Genomic DNA, 16,902 nt, shown 5'->3' on the forward strand with positions numbered 1-16,902 from the left:
AATCCCGGAGCCGGCCCGTCGAGCAAGCTCGGCGGCTCCTAGCCGACGGCGCCGGAGGCGCGCAGCGCCTTGATGGCGGCGTCATCGTAGCCTGCGCTGCGCAGCACTTCGTCGCTGTGCTCGCCGATGCCCGGCGGCTTGCGCGGCCGCGTCTTGGTGCTGCCTTCGATCCAGATCGGGCTGTTGATGGTCAGCGTAGTGTCGTTCTCGAACGGCACCAGCACTTCGTTCTCGATCAACTGCTGGTCGGTGGTGATATCGTCGAGAATGCCAACGACGCCGAACACGATGCCGGTGCCGTCCAGCGCCTTGCGCCAGTCGGCGAGGTCGCGGGTGGCGAAAGTCTCGTCGAAGATGCCGATCAGTTCGATCGAGCGGGCGTGACGGTCCGCCTTGGTGGCGAAGCGCGGATCGTCGGTCAGATCCTCGCGGCCGAGACACTTCGTCAGAATCGGCCACTGCTTCTCTTCGTTGAGCAGCGACAGGATCAGCCAGCGGCCGTCGCGGCAGCGATAGTGGTTGGCCACCGCGTTGAGCGCGCGTTCGCGCGGCCGCCGCGGCTGGAACTCGGCGCCGACCAGCTTCGCCTGCGCCAGCACGCTGGTCGACCACAGCCCGTTGGCCATCAGGTTCGACTTCACCTCGCTGCCTTTGCCGGTGCGCTCGCGCTTGTACAAAGCGGTGACGATCGCGCCGAACAGCGACATCGCGCAGGGATGGTCGCCCATGCCGGCGACCGATCGCGCCGGGGTGGAGTCTTCGTCGGCCCGCACCAGGTCCATCATGCCCGAACGCGCCCACCAGGCATTGCTGTCGAAGCCTGGCTTGTTGGCTTCCGCGCCGCGTTCGCCGTAGCCGGTGAAGCTCGCATAGATCAGCCGCTCGTTCAGCGGCGCTAGGTCGGCATACGACACGCCGAGCCGCGCCCGCACCGGTGGCGGGAAGTTGGTGATGAACACGTCGGCCTCGGCGACCAGCTTGCGCAGCACCTCCTTGCCCTCTGGTTTGGCGAGGTCGAGGGCGAGGCTGCGCTTGTTGCGGGCCTCCAGCATCCACGCGTAGTTGCGGTCGCTGATCGGATAGCCCGGCAGGTTCGGCAGGTTGCGATAGGGATCGCCGGCACCCGGCGGTTCGATCTTGATGACGTCGGCGCCGAAATCGGACAGCACGGTCGCGGCCGCCGGTGCAGCGATGAAACTCGCGCAATCGAGCACCTTGAGGCCGCTGAAGATGCCGTTGTCGTCCATGCGCGTGAACTCCCTCGTGCTTTTGTTATTTCGTTATCCGGAAATTCGCGCGAAAGCGCGTCGATCCGTTCTCTGTCGCATATGAACCGGGTTATCAGCACGATGCAATATTGGAACCTGCATGGAGGTCTTCCGACGACGCGCGCAGGTTGAGGGGTGACGACGGCTAGTCGCCGTCCGTCAGCAGAGCGGCATTGCCACCGGCGGCTGCGGTGTTGATCGACACCATCTGTTCCAGCGCGAAGCGCGGCAGATAGTGCGGCCCGCCGGCTTTCGGCCCTGTGCCGGACAGGCCGGAGCCGCCGAACGGCTGCACTCCGACGACGGCGCCGACGATGTTGCGGTTGACATAGATGTTGCCGGTCGGCAGCCGCGCGATCACCCGTGCGATCGTGTCGTCGATCCGCGACTGCACGCCGAGCGTGAGCGCGTAGCCTGTCCCTGCGATGTCGCCGAGCAGATTGTCGAACTGCGTCGCCTTGTAACGCACCACATGCAGGATCGGGCCGAACACTTCCTCGGTGAGCTGCGAGGCACGGCTGAGCTCGAAGACGTGCGGCGCGACGAAGTTGCCACTGGCTGGTGCGGTGCCGGCGAAGTGCAGCCGCGCCGCGCGCGTCATCGCCGCGATATGGGCGTCGAGCCTGGCCTTCGCCTCTGCGTCGATCACCGGTCCGACATGCGTCGCCGGATCGCGCGGATCGCCTATTCGCAGTTCCCTGGCCGCGCCGGCGATCATCGCGATGACACGGTCCGCAACGTCCGCCTGCACGCACAAGAGCCGCAGCGCTGAGCAGCGCTGGCCCGCGGAGCGAAACGCGGAGGCGATCACGTCGTCGGCGACCTGCTCGGGCAGTGCGGTGGCGTCGACGATCATGGCGTTGATGCCGCCGGTCTCGGCGATCAACGGCACGATCGGACCGTCCTTGGCGGCGAGCGTGCGGTTGATCGTCCGCGCCACCTCGGTCGAGCCGGTGAAGACGACGCCGGCGACGTCGGGTTGCTCGACCAGCGTCGCGCCGATACTGCCGTCGCCCTGCACCAGATGCAGCGCCGTGCGCGGCACGCCGGCTTCGTGCAGCAGGCGGACCGCAAGATCGGCGATCACCGGCGTCTGCTCGGCGGGCTTGGCGACCACCGCGTTGCCGGCGATCAGCGCCGCCGTGACCTGGCCGAGGAAGATCGCAAGCGGAAAATTCCACGGGCTGATCGCCACGAACACGCCGCGACCGCGCAAGCCGAGCGTATTGCGTTCGCCGGTCGGGCCGGGCAGGGCGAGCGGCTCGCCGAACAGCTGCCGGCCTTCGCTGGCGTAGTAGCGGCAGTAGTCGATCGCTTCGCGCACTTCCGCCACGCAATCGTCGAGCGTCTTGCCGCCCTCGTCTTGCAGGAGGGCGACGAATGCCGCACGGCGCTGCTCCAGCAGATCGCCGGCGCGCTCCAGGATGGCCGCGCGGTGATCGACCGGGGTCAGGCTCCACGACTCGAAACCGCCGCGCGCGGCAGTGATCGCCGCTCCGACCTGCGCGGGCGTCGCGGCGGCGATGGTCGGCAGCGGCCGGCGCGCGGTCTCGATCTCGCCGAGCAGTTCGGCGAGCGCAGCACGATCGCCGAACTCGATGCCGCGCGAATTGAGCCGCTGCGGCTGATACAGATCGCACGGCAACGGGATCGCCGGGTTTCGCGCGGTCTCAGACCGGCCGATCAGTATGGCAGGTCGTGTCAGCAGCTCGGCGATCGGCACGTTGTCGTCGCCGGCCTGCGCGACGAAGGACGAGTTGGCGCCGTTCTCCAAGAGCCGCCGCACCAGATAGGCCAAGAGATCGCGATGGCCGCCGACCGGCGCGTAGATCCGGCACACCGCCTGCGGATGCTCGGCGAGCAGCCGCGCGTAAAGCGCTTCGCCCATGCCGTGCAGCCGCTGAAATTCGTAGCCGTCGCTGCCGTCGGAGAGTTCCAGAATGGTCGCGACCGTCAGCGCGTTGTGGCTGGCGAATTGCGGGAACAGTCGCGGCCGCAGCGACAGCAGCTTACCGGCACAGTTCAGGTAGTTGAGATCGGTCATCGGCTTCCTGGTGAACACCGGGTAGTCGACGAGGCCGCGTTCCTGCGCGCGCTTGATCTCGGTGTCCCAATAGGCGCCCTTCACCAGCCGCAGCATCACACGCCGATCGAGTGCACGCGCAAGGTCGGCGACATGATCGATCACCGCAGCGGCGCGCTTCTGATACGCCTGCACGGCGAGGCCGTAGCCGTCCCAGCCGCTGAGCGATGGATCTGCGAAGCAGGCGGCGAACACCTCGAGCGACAGTTCGAGCCGGTCGGCTTCCTCGGCGTCGACCGTGAAAGCGAGGTCGTGGCTCCTGGCGAGCCGCGCCAGCTCAAGCAGCCGCGGAGTCAGCTCACGCATCACGCGGTCGTGGCTGATCGCTTCGAATCGCGGATGCAGCGCCGACAGCTTCACCGAGATGCCCGGCCGCGCCGGCAGCGCGGCGTTTCTGGCGGCGCGGCCGATCGCCGTGATGGCGTCGGCGTAGGACTGATAGTAGCGCTCGGCGTCCTCGGCCGTGCGCGCGCCTTCGCCGAGCATGTCGTAGGAGTAGCGCGAGCCTTCGCCGGCGTGCGCCTCAGCGCGGGCGAGCGCGGCCGCGATGGTTTCGCCGAGGACGAAGTGATTGCCGATCAGCCGCATCGCCTGTCGGGTCGCCGCGCGTACCGCCGGAGCACCGATCCGCCTGGTCAGCGCCGCCAGCGTGCCTTGCGGCGTCTCGCCGGCGTGAACCAGGCGCGCCGACAGGCCGAGCGCCCAGGCCGAGGCGTTCACGAGCAGCGCGTCGGACTTGATGCGGTGATGCGCGAAATCGCCCTGGCCGAGCTTGTCCTCGATGAAGGCATCGGCCGTCGCCGCATCCGGAACCCGCAGCAGCGCTTCGGCCAGCACCATTAGGGCCAGCCCTTCCTTGGTCGACAGTGCAAATTCGCGCAGCATCGCGTCGACGCCGCCGAAAGCGTGCTCACTGCCCCGGATCGCAGAGATCAGTTCGGTGGCGAGGCGGTCGATCCGCGCTTCGCGATCGGGCGGCAGCGCGGCGGTCGCCAGCAGATCCGCCGCCAGCGCGAGGTCATCGGGCGCATAGGCTGCAGTGAAGGTGGCAAGCGGCGAGTCGGATGGCATGGCGATCGGTCCCCGAAGCCGGCCCGGAAGGTGTGGACGACCTGCATCAGCGTGGCCGACAAATGCGGTGCCGCCCGACTCCCATATTGGCACGACCATGCCGCCACGCTAGCGTCACCTCGTGAGGATCGCGGCCGAGGAATGCGAATGAGGATGACGCGCGGTAAATCCAACCGATGGCGGCTCGGCGTCGTAGCGGCCGCGACGCTGGCTGCCGCCTGGTTCGGCGCGCCGGCCGGTGCCGCCGAGCTGAGTTCGCAGGTGTCGTATCTGTACAGTTCGGTGTCGATCTTCCCGCCGACCGTCAAGGGCATGACGGTGTGCTACGGCTTCGTCTGCCGCCGTCGCTACGAGCTGGCGTTCACGGCTGGAGATCGTGCCGCGCTGAGCAGGATCATGGCCGCGGGCAAGGCCTCCGCCGCGGCGGAGCGCGCCGCGGTGCAAAAGGCGGTGGTGTGGCTCGATCGCCGACTCGGGCCGGTGCTCGGCACCGACAAGCGGATCGCGCGCGCCGATTTCCGTTACTTCGACGACAAGCACAATTTCGATTGCTGGGACACCACCCGCAACACCACCAGCCTGCTGCTGGTGATGCAGGAGTGGGGGCTGTTCAAGTATCACAGCGTCGGCGATCCGAAGTATCGCGGCAATGTGCTGGTGCTGCAGACCCCGCACAACACCGCGGTGCTGATCGAGCGCGCCACGGGCGTGCAATGGGTGGTGGACATGTGGACCCGCGCCTATGCGCAGAGTCCGGAAGTGATGCCCGTCGATCAGTGGGTCAAGCTCGACTGAATTCGGCGTCAACCTCGGGTAGTTGTCACGGAACTCCGGTTCCGGGTTGGCCGGAACCGGAGTTCTGCCGTGCGCTTCGATCGCGACTCGCGGTTCTCACGCGTATCGGGTCGAGAGTCGGCGAAGCTTAGTCGCAGACGTTGAAGGTCCGCCAGCGCCAGCCGTAGGGCGTCGGGACGCGGCGGGTCACGTAGCAGCTTCCGTAGCCGTAACCGACATAGCCGATCCCGAGGGCCGGGCCGTGCCAGTGATGATGGCCCCAGCCGTGGTGATGGTGATGCTTCCAGCCGCCGCCGGCGGAGGCGGTGGTCGGCGCCAGCGCGACGGCGCTGAGCGATGCGGCGGCAAACAGCCCAAGGGCGATCTTGCGAAACATGGTCGTTCTCCTCGTGATACGCGCGATGCGCGGTTCATTGTGCGGTTCGATTCAAGTCTGCCTGGTCCGTCGATGGCCGATCGGACCCGCCCATCGCCCGTTCGTCGCAAGCCGTCGCGGACGGGTTCACGTTGTGCGAGCGGGATTTTTCGAGGATTTGGCGTTGAACGATCGGCCGTTCGGCGCGACCAAGGCCGCGCGCTCAGGCGAGCGCCAGCTCGCTGTCGTCGAGCGCCGCGGCGAGATCGCGCGACCGCGTCACCACACAGACCAGCATCGGCTCGGTGCGACCGCGGATTTCGACCTGCTCGGTCGGCAGCGCGTCGTCGGCGACGCCGGCGGTGGCGCGTAGTTCGTCGGACAGCAGCGTCTCGCAGCCGAGCGTCTTGGTCATGTCCTGCAGTCGCGACGCGACGTTGACGGAGTCGCCGAGCGCGGTGAACACCATGTGGTCGCGGTAGCCGATCTCGCCGACCACGACTTCACCGCCGTGGATGCCGATGCCGAAGCGGATCGGCTCCGGCAGGTCGTGGCCGAGGAAGCTGTTGAGTTCGTCGATCGCGGCGGCGATCATGCTGGCGGCGCGGATCGCGTTGCGGCAGGCGTCGCGCGGCGAATGTTCGAGCCCGAACAGCGCCAGCAGGCCGTCACCGACGAACTGATTGGGCTGGCCGCCGCAGGCGATCACGCTGCGCGACACCGCGCCGAGGAAACGGTTGACGATGAACACGGTGTCGAACGGCAGCCTGGTTTCGCCGAGCTTGGTCGAGCCGCGCATGTCGACGAACATGCTGACCAGGTAGCGCTCCTCCCCGATCCGCGCGGCCCGCGCCGCACGCCGCGCCGCGGCCACGTTGCGCGGCGGAAACACCGGGACGAAGTCGAGGTCGTGGGTCGGCCTGAGCTGACAGGCGAGGCGGATCGAGGGATCGTCGCCTGCGCCGATCGAGGCGAGCACGAACGCCTCACGGCTCGACGGCGGCGGCAACATCGCCGGATCGCCGAGCACGCGGATGCGGCAGGTCGAACAGCGGGCGCGGCCTCCGCAGGCGGAGGCGTGCGGAATGTTGTGGCGCAGGCTGGCTTCGAGCACGGTGAGACCCTTCCTCACCCGGATGCTGCGGTCGCCGCCATAGCTCAGCCGGATCATGCCGCCGCGCCGCTCGGCGATCGCACGCACCCCGCGGCCGAGCAGGGCCGATCCGATCAGGCCGAGATAGACCATCAGGAATCCGCCGCCGATTGCGTCCAGCGTCACTTGCTGCTGCGGAGTGCCGAGATTGGCCGGCCCGAGATTGGCGGCCTGCCATTGCGGCGAGGCGGACTCGCGCGCCACCTCGCGTCCGCCCTGGTAGAAGCCGAGCAGCGCCAGCGTCGGAATCAGCACCGCGGCCGCGAGCAGCCACGGCGTCGCGCGGCGGAACGCCGGCTTGATCCGCAGCCAGATGTACAGGCCGATGCAGCCGTGGGTCCAGGCGATCAGCATCACCGCCACCATCAGCCAGGCCCGATAGGGCGGAGCGGCGACGAAGTAGCTGTACAAGACCTGCGGATACAGCCGGTCCTGGTCATACAGCACGTTGCCAAGGCGCATCGCGATGACGTGGCCATAGATCAGCAGTGGTACCGACAGGCCGAGCGCGAGCTGCAGCGGCTCCAGCGTCCTCCAGCGGAACTGGCGACGCTGATACAGCGCCCACAGCCCGAGCCCGCCATGGATCGCGACCGAGCCGTAGAACAGGATCGTCACCGGCAGAAACTGCCAGACCGCGAGATGCCACATCACGCCGTCGTGCAGCGCCTCGGCCGAGATGTTGCCGAGCGCGTGATTGAGGAAATGACTGAGCAGGTAGGCGAACAGCACCAGGCCGCAAAACATCCGCACCTGCCGAACGCCGATACGGCGGAGCCAGGCGGGGGCGGCTGCGTCCTGGTTGCTGTGCGGCTTCGCTCGCGTCGCCATGGATGACTGCATACCTCGACCGTGTCATTCCGGGATACGCTGCACAAGCAGCGCAGGCCCGGAATCCCTAACCCCATCGGTGGTTTTGGATACCGGGCTTGCTTGGTTCGCGCCCCGGAGTGACGACGTTTGTGTCAGCAGGTGCCGATCAGCACAAGGAAAGATCAGCAGAGTGTGTTGCAGACGCGTGCAACATCCCGCCTGACCACTACTCTTCCTTCTCGCGCTTCTTCATCAGGTCCTTGACGAGGTCGCCGAGCTGCGGGCGCGGCAGGGCGTCGAACGGCAGCGGGCGGGTGAGGTCGATCGCTGCGATTCCGAGCCTGGCCGTCAGCATGCCGTTGACAACGCCTTCGCCGAGCTTGGCCGACAGCCGCGACGCGAGGCCATGGCCGAGCACGGACTGCATCACGCTGTCACTGAGCGCGATGCCGCCGGTGACCGCGAGGTGGGAGACCGTCTGCCGCATCAGCTTCATCATCCCGATCGCGCCGGGGCGGCCGCCATACAGCCGGGCGAGCTGGCCGATCAGCCTGGTCGCGGCGATCGCCACGAACAGCACGTCGATCAGCGCCTTCGGACTGATCGCGGTGACCAGCGAGACGCGCTGGGCGGCCTTGGAAATCAACGCACGCGCTTCGAGGTCGAGCGGCGTCATCAATTCACGCTCGGCGAGCCGGATCAGGTCGGCACCGTCGATGATGTCGTCGACGTGCTTCTGCAGCGTGGAGCGGCCGCGCGCGAGCTGCGGGTTGGGATGCTCGAATTTCAGCAGCTCGCGGACGATGGCGCGGGCTTCTGCGCTGTTGTCGGTCTGCAGCACCCGCGCGGCGCGGGCGTGGAGCTGTTCGATCCGCGCCAGCCGGATCAGCCCGAACGCCTCGCGGCCGATGATGATCGCCAGCGAGCCGCCGGCGAGCAGCGCCAGCACCATGCCGATGGTGCCGAGCGTCTGGCTCTGCGCGAACAGATCCTCGACCAGCTTGCTGATCCACAGCCAGAACGCCAGCGTGGCGAGGCCGGTCGCAGCGCTCCAGAACAGCGTGCCCCAGCGAAAGCCCTTCTTCGGGTCGATGATGCTCTTCGGAGCTTTCGGCGCAGCGATCGGCGGCTCGGCCTCGCGGGCGAGTTCGATCCGGGCGCGCGGCGGCGGTGGCGGCGGCGGGGCCGCAGCGGCGGCGACGCTGGGCTTGGGCTCGGCCTTTGCGGCGGACTTGGCCGCGTGGCCGCCGTCGTCGGAATCGATCAGCACCACGCTCGGGTCGGTGAGCTTGAAGGTCGCCGGCCGGCGAGGAGGAACCCGCTCGGTCATTGCAGTCTGTCTCCGATCAGGAACTGGAGCGCGCGGTCGAGGCGGATGTGAGGCAGCGCCGGCCCCTCCGGATCATGGCTGACGAGCCGCGGTGGCCGGAAGCGGAGGAAGCGGAAATCGGCCTCCTGGTGCGAGCCGGCCGCCAGCCCGCGGAAGGTGTCCTCGCCGCGAAACAGGCCCTGGAGGTTGGTCGGCAGATCGCCCGGGAAGGTGGCGACCTCGGTTTCGCCGTCGAACACCTCGCCCTCGGCTATTTCGCCGGCGATCGGGGTGCCGACGATCGACGGCAGCCGGTCGCGGCCGCGCTGCACCTGGGCCTCGCGGGTGGCGCGGACGGCGGCCATCGCCACCACGTCGACCTTGGCGCCGGCGTACTCGGCGCGCTGCATTGCCTGCTCCACCAGCTTGCGCAGGATCGCCTCCAGCCGGTCGTGGCTGGAATGGTGCAGATGGTCGGCCTTGGTGGCGGCGAACAGGATGCGATCGATCCGCGGCCGGAACACCGAGCTGAGCAGCGTCGAGCGGCCGACCCGGAAGCACTCGAGGATGCCGGTCAGCGCCGCTTCGAGATCCTGCAGCGCTTCGGGGCCGGCATTGAACGCCGATAGCGCGTCCGCCAGCACGATCTGGCGGTCGAGCCGGGCGAAGTGATCGCGGAAGAACGGCCGCACCACCGCGTCCTTGTAGGCTTCGAACCGGCGCCGCATCATCGCCCACAGCGAGCCGTCCGGCGCGGTGCCGTCCGCCGGCACGTCGAGCGGCGCGAAGGTCAGCGCCGGCGAGCCGGCGAGATTGCCGGGCATCAGGAAGCGGCCCGGCGGCAGCAGGCTCATCGCGAACTGCTCGTCGCGGCAGGCGCGCAAGTAAGCGGTGAACAGCCGCGCGGCTTTCAGCGTTTCCTGCTCGTTCTCGCGTCCCTTGGGATCGAGCGTGGCGAGATGGGCGTGCCATTCACGCGCCACCCGGGCCCGCGGGTCCTGCCGCGACAGTGCCAGGCTCTCGGCCGCCCAGCGCTCGTAAGTCTTGGTCAGCAGCGGCAGGTCGAGCAGCCATTCGCCCGGATAGTCGACGATGTCGAGCGTCAGCGTCTGCTCGGAACCGTTCTTGCGCTGATAGTCGATCACCAGCCGCAATTCGCTGATGTCGACCGTCGAGCTCGGCCATTGCCGCTGCTCGATCAGCGTCGCCAGGAAATTCTCGTAGGCGAAACGCGGCACCGCGTCGTCGGGCTGCGGCGCCAGCCGCGCCGTGGCGATCCGCCCGGTCGACATCGACTCGAAGATCGGAAACCGGCCGCCGCGGCACAACCCATGCACGAGGGCGGTGATGAACACCGTCTTGCCGGCGCGCGACAGACCGGTGACGCCGAGCCGGATGGTCGGATTGAACAGGTTCTCGCCGTAGTCCTTGAGCGCCCGCGCCGACAGCCACGCATCTTCGAGCAGATTGGAAAAATTGAAGGCCATGCGCGCCAAGGTTCAATCTTCAGATGTCGCCGGCGAAACTAACCGGAAACCGCCGATTCGTGCGACAATCCGACCTGCCCGGCCGGTCTTGGCTTTGCCGCCTTCTGGGCGGAAAATTCGAGCTCCATCGGCGGCGGCCATGGCCGATCGTGTCGCCTTGCGTGTATCGCATTGCCACACCACGTCATGAATGCGCCAGATCAATTCAGATAGGCTGTTCTCGAAAGGGATGCTTGCTCCGCAATGACGATCTTCCGCCTGAAGCAAATCGTTTCGCATGCCAGGATCGACGCCAAGGGCGCGGTCCACTGGAACTACGATCGCGCCGAGCTGATCGCCGATGGCGTGGTGCATGTGCTGGGCCTCGTCGCCGGGTTGATCGCCGCCACCGCGCTGGTCACGCTGACCGGCGTGTTCGCCTCCACGCCCACGATAGTCTCGGTATCGGTGTATGTCGCCGGGCTGCTGGCGATGCTCGGACTGTCGGCCGCGTACAATCTGTGGCCGGTGTCGCCGCGCAAATGGCTGCTGCGGCGGTTCGACCATTCGGCGATCTACATTCTGATCGCCGCAACCTACACGCCGATCATCAGCCAGATCAAGGATCAGATGTTCGGTCTGGCGCTGCTCGCCGGCGTCTGGGGCGTTGCGGTGGTCGGCATCCTGCTCAAGCTGTTCAAGCCCGGTAAGTTCGACAAACTGTCGGTCGGGCTGTATCTCGCGCTCGGCTGGAGCGGCATCATCGCTTACGATCAGGTGGTCGAGACATTGCCGACCACCGCGATGTGGTTCCTGGCGATCGGCGGACTGCTGTATACGCTCGGCGTGATCTTCCACGCCTGGCGGCGGCTGCGGTTCCAGAATGCGATCTGGCATGCCTTCGTGCTGGTCGCGGCCGGCTGCCACTACGTCGCGGTGATGGATCTGGTGCTGGCGTAGCGGTCGCCGGATCTTTCCGATATGAACGCCCCCGCCAACAACAAGCGGGGGAAACAACCATGCAGATCGCGGGCAAAGTCGTCGTCGTCACCGGCGGCGGCAATGGAATCGGGCAGGCGCTGTGCGAAGCCTTTCACAAGGCCGGCGCCGCCAAGGTCGTGGTCGCTGACCTCGATCAGGCCCGCGCCGAAGCGGTCGCCGCGTCGATCGGCGGCGCGGCTTTCAAGTGCGACGTGGCCAATGAGGCCGACATCAAGCATGTGATCGAGGAGACCGAGCGCCAGTTCGGGCCGATCGACCTGTTCTGCTCCAATGCCGGAATCGGCGGCGGCTTCGATCCGGTGGCGGAGAACGCCGGCGGCTCCTCCGACGAGCCGTTCATGAAGAGCTGGATGATCCACGTGATGGCGCATGTCTACGCGGCGCGGCATCTGGTGCCGCGCTATCGGGCGCGCGGCGGCGGTTACTTCCTCAATACCATCTCGGCGGCGGGACTGCTGTCGCAGGTCGGCAGCCCGGCCTATTCGGCCACCAAGCACGGCGCGGTCGGCTTCGCCGAAAGCCTGGCGATCGCCCACAAGGCGCACAACATCCGGGTCTCGATCCTGTGCCCGCAGGGCGTCGCCACCAACATGCTGCGCGGCCTGCCCGAGGGGCCGCAATCCGCCGACGGCAATCTGTCACCGGAGCAGGTGGCGAAGGACGCGCTGCAGGGCATCGAGCAGGAAACCTTCCTGATCCTGCCGCACCCGCAAGTGATCGATTACATGCGCAAGAAGACCGAGAACTACGACCGCTGGATCGGCGGCATGGCCAAGATCCAGGCCAAGCTGCGCGAGACCTTCGGCGGCAAGGCGTAGCAGGCCGCGTTCGGATCGGCCGCGGGGCGGCAGCGCAGGCTGCCGGCCCGCTTCAGTATGTCGCGCCCGTCGTCAGGGTCCGGATCGGTCCCCGCGCGTTCCGCTCAGGTGCGATCATATCATTGCGGCTCGATCCGCCATTCTTTGCACGCCAGCGTACCGTCGATCGTGGCGGTGCGCGTTGTTCTCGGCAGCCAACGGAGATCTTCATGACTGATCATCCCCATCGTCGACCAAGCCTCGTGTCGCGCAGCCTCGCGGCGATCGTCCTCACCGGCATCTATTGCTTCAGCTTCGCCGGCGCGGCGGCGGTGGTCTCCGGCGTGACGAGTACGGAAGCGCAGGCGCAGCGCGGCCGCGGGCGTGGACGCGGCAGAGGCTATCGCGGCCGGGGCCGCGGGCGCGGCTGGCAGAGCGGTCGAGGACGCGGGCGCGGGAGTTACGGCCGCCGCTGCGTCGTCAACGCGGCCGGCGTCCGGATCTGCCTGTAACCGTCAGGCTGCCCGCACGATCTCGCGGACGTGGTCGAGGGTTTCCTCGATCATGTCCGTGTCGACGTCGAGATGCGTGCAGGCGCGGATTCGTCCGTCCATCATCGCGAGCACCACGCCGCGGGCGCGCAACCCGGCCACCAACGCAGGCCCGGAGACGCCGGCTCGGTCCGGCCTGAAAAACACCAGATTGGTCTGCGGCGTCTGCACCTCGACGCCGTCGATCTGCGCCAGTCCTGAGGCGAGGCGGCGCGCGTTGGCATGATCGTCGGCGAGGCGATCGACGTGATGATCGAGCGCGTACAGGCACGCCGCGGCGATCACGCCGGATTGCCGCATCGAACCGCCGAGCCGCTGCTTCCAGCGCCACACCTCGTCGATGAAGTCGCGCGGCCCGGCCAGCACCGCGCCGACCGGGGCGCCGAGGCCCTTGCTGAAATCGATCCACACCGAATCCCAGCCCTTCGTCATCCGCTCGGTCGAGACGCCGGTGGCGACCACCGCGTTCATCAGCCGGGCGCCGTCGATGTGGGTCCACAGTCCGGAATCCTTGCCGGCGCCGGCGACCGCATCGAGCGTGGCCTGCGGCCAGATCGTGCCGCCGCCGATATTGGCGGTCTGCTCGGCGCTGACCATCACCTGCGGCGGCTCGTAGCGGTTCTTCGGATGCAGCGCGGCGCGAAACGCGTCCAGCGAGAACTGGCCGTCGTCGCCGTCCAGCCCGGTGATCTGGAAGCCGCCGAGCGCGGCGTGCGCGCCGCCTTCGCGCGACAGGATGTGCGCGGTGCGATGCGCGATGATCTCGTCGCCGGGGCGGCAGGTCGCCAGCGTGGTGGTGACGTTGCACATCGTCCCCGAGGGGAGGAACACCGCGGCCTGTTTGCCGAGCAACGCCGCGACGCGCTCCTGCAACAGGTTGGTGGTCGGATCGTCGCCGGTCTGCTCGTCGCCGACCTCGGCGCGCGCCATCGCCTCGCGCATCGCCGGCGTCGGCCGGGTCTGGGTGTCCGACAACAGATTGATCCGCGCCGGCGGCGCGTTCGGATCGGGCGGGGAAGGGGTGTAGGCCATACCCGAGGCTAACATGACGGGCGCGAAGCGGAAGGTATTTGCCCGGACACGATCAGGTCAGCGGGATGTGATCGCTACCATCCCCCCACACACGTCATTCCGGGGCGGTCGCGTCAGCGAGCGAATCCGGAATCCCGCAATTGTTGGACGCTGCGTTGCCACTCACCCCGCTGAACGGTCCTTCGCTATATCCTCCAGATTCCGGGTTCGCGCTTCGCGCGCCCCGGAATGACAAGAACTCTTTCGAACACACCGCGCAAACAAAAAGGCCCCGGCGAACCGGGGCCTTGATGCATCGGACTGAGCAGCAATCAGTACGAAGAAAGCGCTTCGCCTTGCAGCGGAGCAGCTGTTAGCGCGAATAGAATTCGACGATCAGGTGCGGCTCCATCTGCACCGCGAACGGCACGTCGGAGAGAGCCGGGATGCGCGCGAACTTCGCGGTCATCTTGTTGTGGTCGACTTCGATGTAGTCGGGCACGTCGCGCTCGGCGAGCTGGCTGGCTTCGAGCACGAAGGCGAGCTGCTTGGAGGCTTCCTTGACCTCGATCACGTCGCCGACCCGCACCTTGTAGCTCGGGATGTTGACGCGCTTGCCGTTGACCTTGATGTGGCCGTGATTGATGAACTGGCGGGCCGCGAACATCGTCGACACGAACTTGGCACGGTACACCACGGCGTCGAGACGGCGCTCGAGCAGGCCGATCAGATTCTCGCCCGAGTCGCCCTTCAGACGGGTCGCCTCGACATAGATAGCGTGGAACTGACGCTCGGAAATGTTGGCGTAGTAGCCCTTCAGCTTCTGCTTGGCGCGCAGCTGGACGCCGAAGTCGGACAGCTTGCCCTTGCGGCGCTGGCCGTGCTGGCCGGGGCCGTATTCGCGGCGGTTGACCGGGCTCTTCGGACGGCCCCAGATGTTCTGGCCCATCCGGCGGTCGATTTTATACTTGGCTTCAGCGCGCTTTGTCATCGCGTCCTCTGGGGTTGGAGTTGTGAGGAAACGCGCCCTCCTGTGCTCGGGAAAATTCCCCAGCCGACAGGTCCGTCCTTAAAGCATAAGGGGAGGACCACGGGTCGCGAAACGCAACGCGGGCCGAAACCGGCCCGCGAGCGGGGGCTTTCTAGGGGCAAAGCCCGGGGATGTCAATTCGGGCCGGGCAGTCGGAAGCGGGCTCAGGCCGCTTCGAGGGTCTGCTCGTACGCTCTCAGCCGCTGGGCGAGCGGCGCGGCCAGTGGCCGGTCGCCAGCAGCCAGCGCGGTATTGGCGAGCCGCACCGCCTCGGCTTCGACAGCGGCCTCGCGGCTCAACTTCCGCTGCGCGTAGAGCCATCGCGCCACCTTGGCCCAGTCCCATAGCGGGCTATCCGAGGTCACCCGGACGCTGGGCGCGGGGAAATCCCGGCTGCGCTGGCCCTTCGCGTATTGGGTCAGGGCTGCCCTGGTGAGACCGCAGCGCGCGGCGATGTCGGACAGATTGACCAGCGGGTCCGGTTCGATCCGCTCGACCTTGGCGCCCGCGGCCTCGACCGCGGCAACTGCCGAAGCGATCGCATCGCCCATCGACTCTGCCTCGCGCGCGAAGTCGAGCACGATGTGGCCCTTCTGGAACGCGATGGCGGCGTCGTCGCATCCGGCGTTGAAGAACCGGTCGGCGAAGTCTTCGGCCGCGGGGGAGAGACCGGAGGCAACGATACTGAATTCATAGGCCTTCACTATCATCCTCCTGCTTGGCGTGGGGACAGCGTGCGATCTGGCGCAGCAGTTGCCGCGCATGGTTCTCCGGATTGCGCGGCGTCGACCAGATGAACAGCACACAGCCGTCGCGATCGTGATGCGGGCACAGCAATCGGCCCCACGCATGGCCGCCGACTTTGCTCCAGCTCCAGCCCAGCGCTTCGGCGTGGCTGACCGCCGCCTCGATTTCCTTGTTCGGATGGGACGGCCGCTTTGCCATCCTGACGCCCGTGCTGGACGGCTGTTAACATATGTCAACAGGCTTGCGAATTCAAGGCCCGGCTGCGGTCCGGAGCGCCCGGGCTGGGCGGTCCAGGCGCTCGATCTCAGCCGCGATCGTGGTGTTCAGCACCTGTTCCAGCCGGGTCGTCAGCCGCGCGATCGGGGCAGCGTCGATCACCCGGTGGTCGAACCGGACGATCACCTCCAGGCGGCCGTCGTCGGCGAGTCGGCCGTAGCTCAGGATGTAGGGACCGGGGCTGACCGGGTAGAGGTCGCCGGGACCGAAGGCCGACACCGAGGACAGCCCAAAGCTGCCGAAGAAGTTCGCCCGCGGCCGGTCCAGCGACATCCCGGCCCACCAGGCGATCCGCCGCAGCGGCCATGGCATCCGGCTGATCCGCAGCAGCTTGCGGAACATCGGCACGCTGTCGATCGGCGCGGTGCTGGCGCTGCGGATGATCGCATCGACCTCGGGCAGCGGTAGCGTGTCGGCAGCAGTCACCTTCTGCATCAGCACGCAGTCTTCGCCGTCGATGCGGCGGGCGACCGCGATCATGCCGACGCTCTTCGGCACCTCGAAGAAGTGCGGCCACGGGAAGTCGATATACAGCGTGCGCAGCAGCGGCTCGTCGCGGGCCACCAGGCTGAACGCCTTGGCGAAGATCGCAGCGAAGCCGGGCGGCGACGCCGCCGCGGCCCGTGCCCGCGCCAGCGGGCCGAGATGTAAGGTGCGGCGATAGCTGATCAGCGGCACGCCCTGCGAGGCGCGCATCAGATCCACGATCAACCTTCGCGGTGCCGAGATCCGGCGAGTTTTGCCCCGCATTACTTCGCGGGCGTCGCCAGCGGCTTGGTCTTGTCGACCACCCACACCGCCATCACCTTGGCGCCCTTGTCGCCGTGCACCTTGGCATCGTGCACCACGCCGGCCGGGATGACGTAGGAGTCGCCGGCCTTGAGGTGCTTGTCGGGTTCACCGTCGACGCTCATCACCGCTTCGCCCTCGAGCAGATAGCCGGTCTCGATGCCGGGATGGGTGTGGCGTCCGATGCTGCCGCCCGGCGGCAGCTCGGCGAGCCCGCTGACGGTGACGTAACCGTCGGGGAATTCGACTTTCTGCAGCGGCGTGCGTTTGATGCCGCTCTGCTGCGCGACGGCGGCGCCGCAGGCGGCGACCAGCGCGCACGCGACCAGGATGTGACGCGAGAATCTGATTGTCATTTGGGCTCCTCCGGCGCCGAAACTAGCAGC

General features: G+C 67.6%; 16 protein-coding genes. 4 read left to right on the forward strand and 12 right to left on the reverse strand.

All coding sequences use genetic code 11. The features are described from left to right. Positions 1-38: 38 nt before the first annotated feature. The gene (locus DWA33_RS21970) at positions 39-1,247 is read right to left on the reverse strand and encodes a CaiB/BaiF CoA transferase family protein (RefSeq protein WP_114360631.1); all 1,209 of its coding nucleotides are present in this window, start codon (positions 1,245-1,247) and stop codon (positions 39-41) included. A 166-nt stretch (positions 1,248-1,413) separates the two neighbouring features. Continuing rightward, on the reverse strand, positions 1,414-4,422 hold the full coding sequence (gene putA / locus DWA33_RS21975) for a bifunctional proline dehydrogenase/L-glutamate gamma-semialdehyde dehydrogenase PutA (protein WP_114360632.1): 3,009 nt from the start codon (positions 4,420-4,422) through the stop codon (positions 1,414-1,416). A gap of 147 nt (positions 4,423-4,569) precedes the next feature. Here putA and DWA33_RS21980 point away from each other — a divergent pair, with 147 nt between their 5' ends. After that, positions 4,570-5,217 (forward strand): hypothetical protein, encoded by a 648-nt coding sequence (locus tag DWA33_RS21980; protein ID WP_114360633.1) that lies wholly within the window; start codon positions 4,570-4,572, stop codon positions 5,215-5,217. Between the two features lie 127 nt (positions 5,218-5,344). On the opposite strand, the gene DWA33_RS21985 is transcribed toward DWA33_RS21980, so the two are convergent. The 4 genes from DWA33_RS21985 to DWA33_RS22000 all read right to left on the reverse strand — a co-directional run bounded on the left by DWA33_RS21985 (position 5,345) and on the right by DWA33_RS22000 (position 10,334). Then, positions 5,345-5,593, reverse strand: coding sequence for a hypothetical protein (locus DWA33_RS21985; protein WP_114360634.1), 249 nt, complete (start codon positions 5,591-5,593; stop codon positions 5,345-5,347). Positions 5,594-5,795: 202 nt separating this feature from the next. After that, complete coding sequence (locus DWA33_RS21990) at positions 5,796-7,556, reverse strand: adenylate/guanylate cyclase domain-containing protein (protein ID WP_114360635.1); 1,761 nt, start codon at positions 7,554-7,556, stop codon at positions 5,796-5,798. Positions 7,557-7,764: 208 nt separating this feature from the next. Next, positions 7,765-8,868: a YcjF family protein gene (locus DWA33_RS21995; protein WP_114360636.1), complete on the reverse strand. Its 1,104-nt coding sequence runs from the start codon at positions 8,866-8,868 to the stop codon at positions 7,765-7,767. Next, entirely contained in the window at positions 8,865-10,334 is a 1,470-nt protein-coding gene (locus DWA33_RS22000; protein ID WP_114360637.1) for a YcjX family GTP-binding protein, read from the reverse strand. Before DWA33_RS22000 ends, DWA33_RS21995 begins: the two co-directional genes overlap by 4 nt. 243 nt (positions 10,335-10,577) lie before the next feature. On the opposite strand from DWA33_RS22000, the gene trhA reads away from it, so the two are divergent. From trhA to DWA33_RS22015, 3 genes are all read left to right on the forward strand, one after another. Beyond that, positions 10,578-11,273 (forward strand): PAQR family membrane homeostasis protein TrhA, encoded by a 696-nt coding sequence (gene trhA / locus DWA33_RS22005; RefSeq protein WP_107343587.1) that lies wholly within the window; start codon positions 10,578-10,580, stop codon positions 11,271-11,273. Between the two features lie 59 nt (positions 11,274-11,332). Further along, a complete protein-coding gene (locus tag DWA33_RS22010; protein WP_114360638.1) occupies positions 11,333-12,133 on the forward strand; it encodes an SDR family oxidoreductase in 801 nt (266 codons plus the stop codon). Positions 12,134-12,342: 209 nt separating this feature from the next. Then, entirely contained in the window at positions 12,343-12,624 is a 282-nt protein-coding gene (locus tag DWA33_RS22015) for a hypothetical protein (protein WP_114360639.1), read from the forward strand. Positions 12,625-12,627: 3 nt separating this feature from the next. Here DWA33_RS22015 and DWA33_RS22020 read toward each other — a convergent pair whose 3' ends face one another. The 6 genes from DWA33_RS22020 to DWA33_RS22045 all read right to left on the reverse strand — a co-directional run bounded on the left by DWA33_RS22020 (position 12,628) and on the right by DWA33_RS22045 (position 16,872). Then, positions 12,628-13,695, reverse strand: coding sequence for a threonine aldolase family protein (locus DWA33_RS22020; RefSeq protein ID WP_167443261.1), 1,068 nt, complete (start codon positions 13,693-13,695; stop codon positions 12,628-12,630). Between the two features lie 352 nt (positions 13,696-14,047). Further along, positions 14,048-14,665, reverse strand: a complete 618-nt coding sequence (gene rpsD / locus DWA33_RS22025) for a 30S ribosomal protein S4 (protein ID WP_011157148.1) — start codon at positions 14,663-14,665, stop codon at positions 14,048-14,050. 203 nt (positions 14,666-14,868) lie between these two features. Further along, the gene (locus tag DWA33_RS22030) at positions 14,869-15,414 is read right to left on the reverse strand and encodes a helix-turn-helix transcriptional regulator (protein WP_244601372.1); all 546 of its coding nucleotides are present in this window, start codon (positions 15,412-15,414) and stop codon (positions 14,869-14,871) included. Next, on the reverse strand, positions 15,395-15,649 hold the full coding sequence (locus DWA33_RS22035; protein WP_114360641.1) for a hypothetical protein: 255 nt from the start codon (positions 15,647-15,649) through the stop codon (positions 15,395-15,397). The genes DWA33_RS22030 and DWA33_RS22035 overlap by 20 nt, the downstream gene beginning before the upstream one ends. Before the next feature lie 51 nt (positions 15,650-15,700). Then, a complete protein-coding gene (locus DWA33_RS22040; protein WP_114360642.1) occupies positions 15,701-16,477 on the reverse strand; it encodes an acyltransferase in 777 nt (258 codons plus the stop codon). Further along, entirely contained in the window at positions 16,477-16,872 is a 396-nt protein-coding gene (locus DWA33_RS22045) for a cupin domain-containing protein (protein ID WP_114360643.1), read from the reverse strand. Before DWA33_RS22045 ends, DWA33_RS22040 begins: the two co-directional genes overlap by 1 nt. Positions 16,873-16,902 lie beyond the last annotated feature (30 nt).

The sequence above is a fragment of the Rhodopseudomonas pentothenatexigens genome (assembly GCF_900218015.1).
In the GTDB taxonomy this organism is placed as follows: domain Bacteria; phylum Pseudomonadota; class Alphaproteobacteria; order Rhizobiales; family Xanthobacteraceae; genus Rhodopseudomonas; species Rhodopseudomonas pentothenatexigens.

Excerpts from the sequence above, each read along its gene's own strand:
- DWA33_RS21970 (WP_114360631.1), bottom strand. The coding sequence starts at position 1,247 with ATGGACGACAACGGCATCTTCAGCGGCCTCAAGGTGCTCGATTGCGCG.
- putA (WP_114360632.1), bottom strand. The coding sequence starts at position 4,422 with ATGCCATCCGACTCGCCGCTTGCCACCTTCACTGCAGCCTATGCGCCC.
- DWA33_RS21980 (WP_114360633.1), top strand. The coding sequence starts at position 4,570 with ATGAGGATGACGCGCGGTAAATCCAACCGATGGCGGCTCGGCGTCGTA.
- DWA33_RS21985 (WP_114360634.1), bottom strand. The coding sequence starts at position 5,593 with ATGTTTCGCAAGATCGCCCTTGGGCTGTTTGCCGCCGCATCGCTCAGC.
- DWA33_RS21990 (WP_114360635.1), bottom strand. The coding sequence starts at position 7,556 with ATGGCGACGCGAGCGAAGCCGCACAGCAACCAGGACGCAGCCGCCCCC.
- DWA33_RS21995 (WP_114360636.1), bottom strand. The coding sequence starts at position 8,868 with ATGACCGAGCGGGTTCCTCCTCGCCGGCCGGCGACCTTCAAGCTCACC.
- DWA33_RS22000 (WP_114360637.1), bottom strand. The coding sequence starts at position 10,334 with ATGGCCTTCAATTTTTCCAATCTGCTCGAAGATGCGTGGCTGTCGGCG.
- trhA (WP_107343587.1), top strand. The coding sequence starts at position 10,578 with ATGACGATCTTCCGCCTGAAGCAAATCGTTTCGCATGCCAGGATCGAC.
- DWA33_RS22010 (WP_114360638.1), top strand. The coding sequence starts at position 11,333 with ATGCAGATCGCGGGCAAAGTCGTCGTCGTCACCGGCGGCGGCAATGGA.
- DWA33_RS22015 (WP_114360639.1), top strand. The coding sequence starts at position 12,343 with ATGACTGATCATCCCCATCGTCGACCAAGCCTCGTGTCGCGCAGCCTC.
- DWA33_RS22020 (WP_167443261.1), bottom strand. The coding sequence starts at position 13,695 with ATGGCCTACACCCCTTCCCCGCCCGATCCGAACGCGCCGCCGGCGCGG.
- rpsD (WP_011157148.1), bottom strand. The coding sequence starts at position 14,665 with ATGACAAAGCGCGCTGAAGCCAAGTATAAAATCGACCGCCGGATGGGC.
- DWA33_RS22030 (WP_244601372.1), bottom strand. The coding sequence starts at position 15,414 with ATGATAGTGAAGGCCTATGAATTCAGTATCGTTGCCTCCGGTCTCTCC.
- DWA33_RS22035 (WP_114360641.1), bottom strand. The coding sequence starts at position 15,649 with ATGGCAAAGCGGCCGTCCCATCCGAACAAGGAAATCGAGGCGGCGGTC.
- DWA33_RS22040 (WP_114360642.1), bottom strand. The coding sequence starts at position 16,477 with ATGCGGGGCAAAACTCGCCGGATCTCGGCACCGCGAAGGTTGATCGTG.
- DWA33_RS22045 (WP_114360643.1), bottom strand. The coding sequence starts at position 16,872 with ATGACAATCAGATTCTCGCGTCACATCCTGGTCGCGTGCGCGCTGGTC.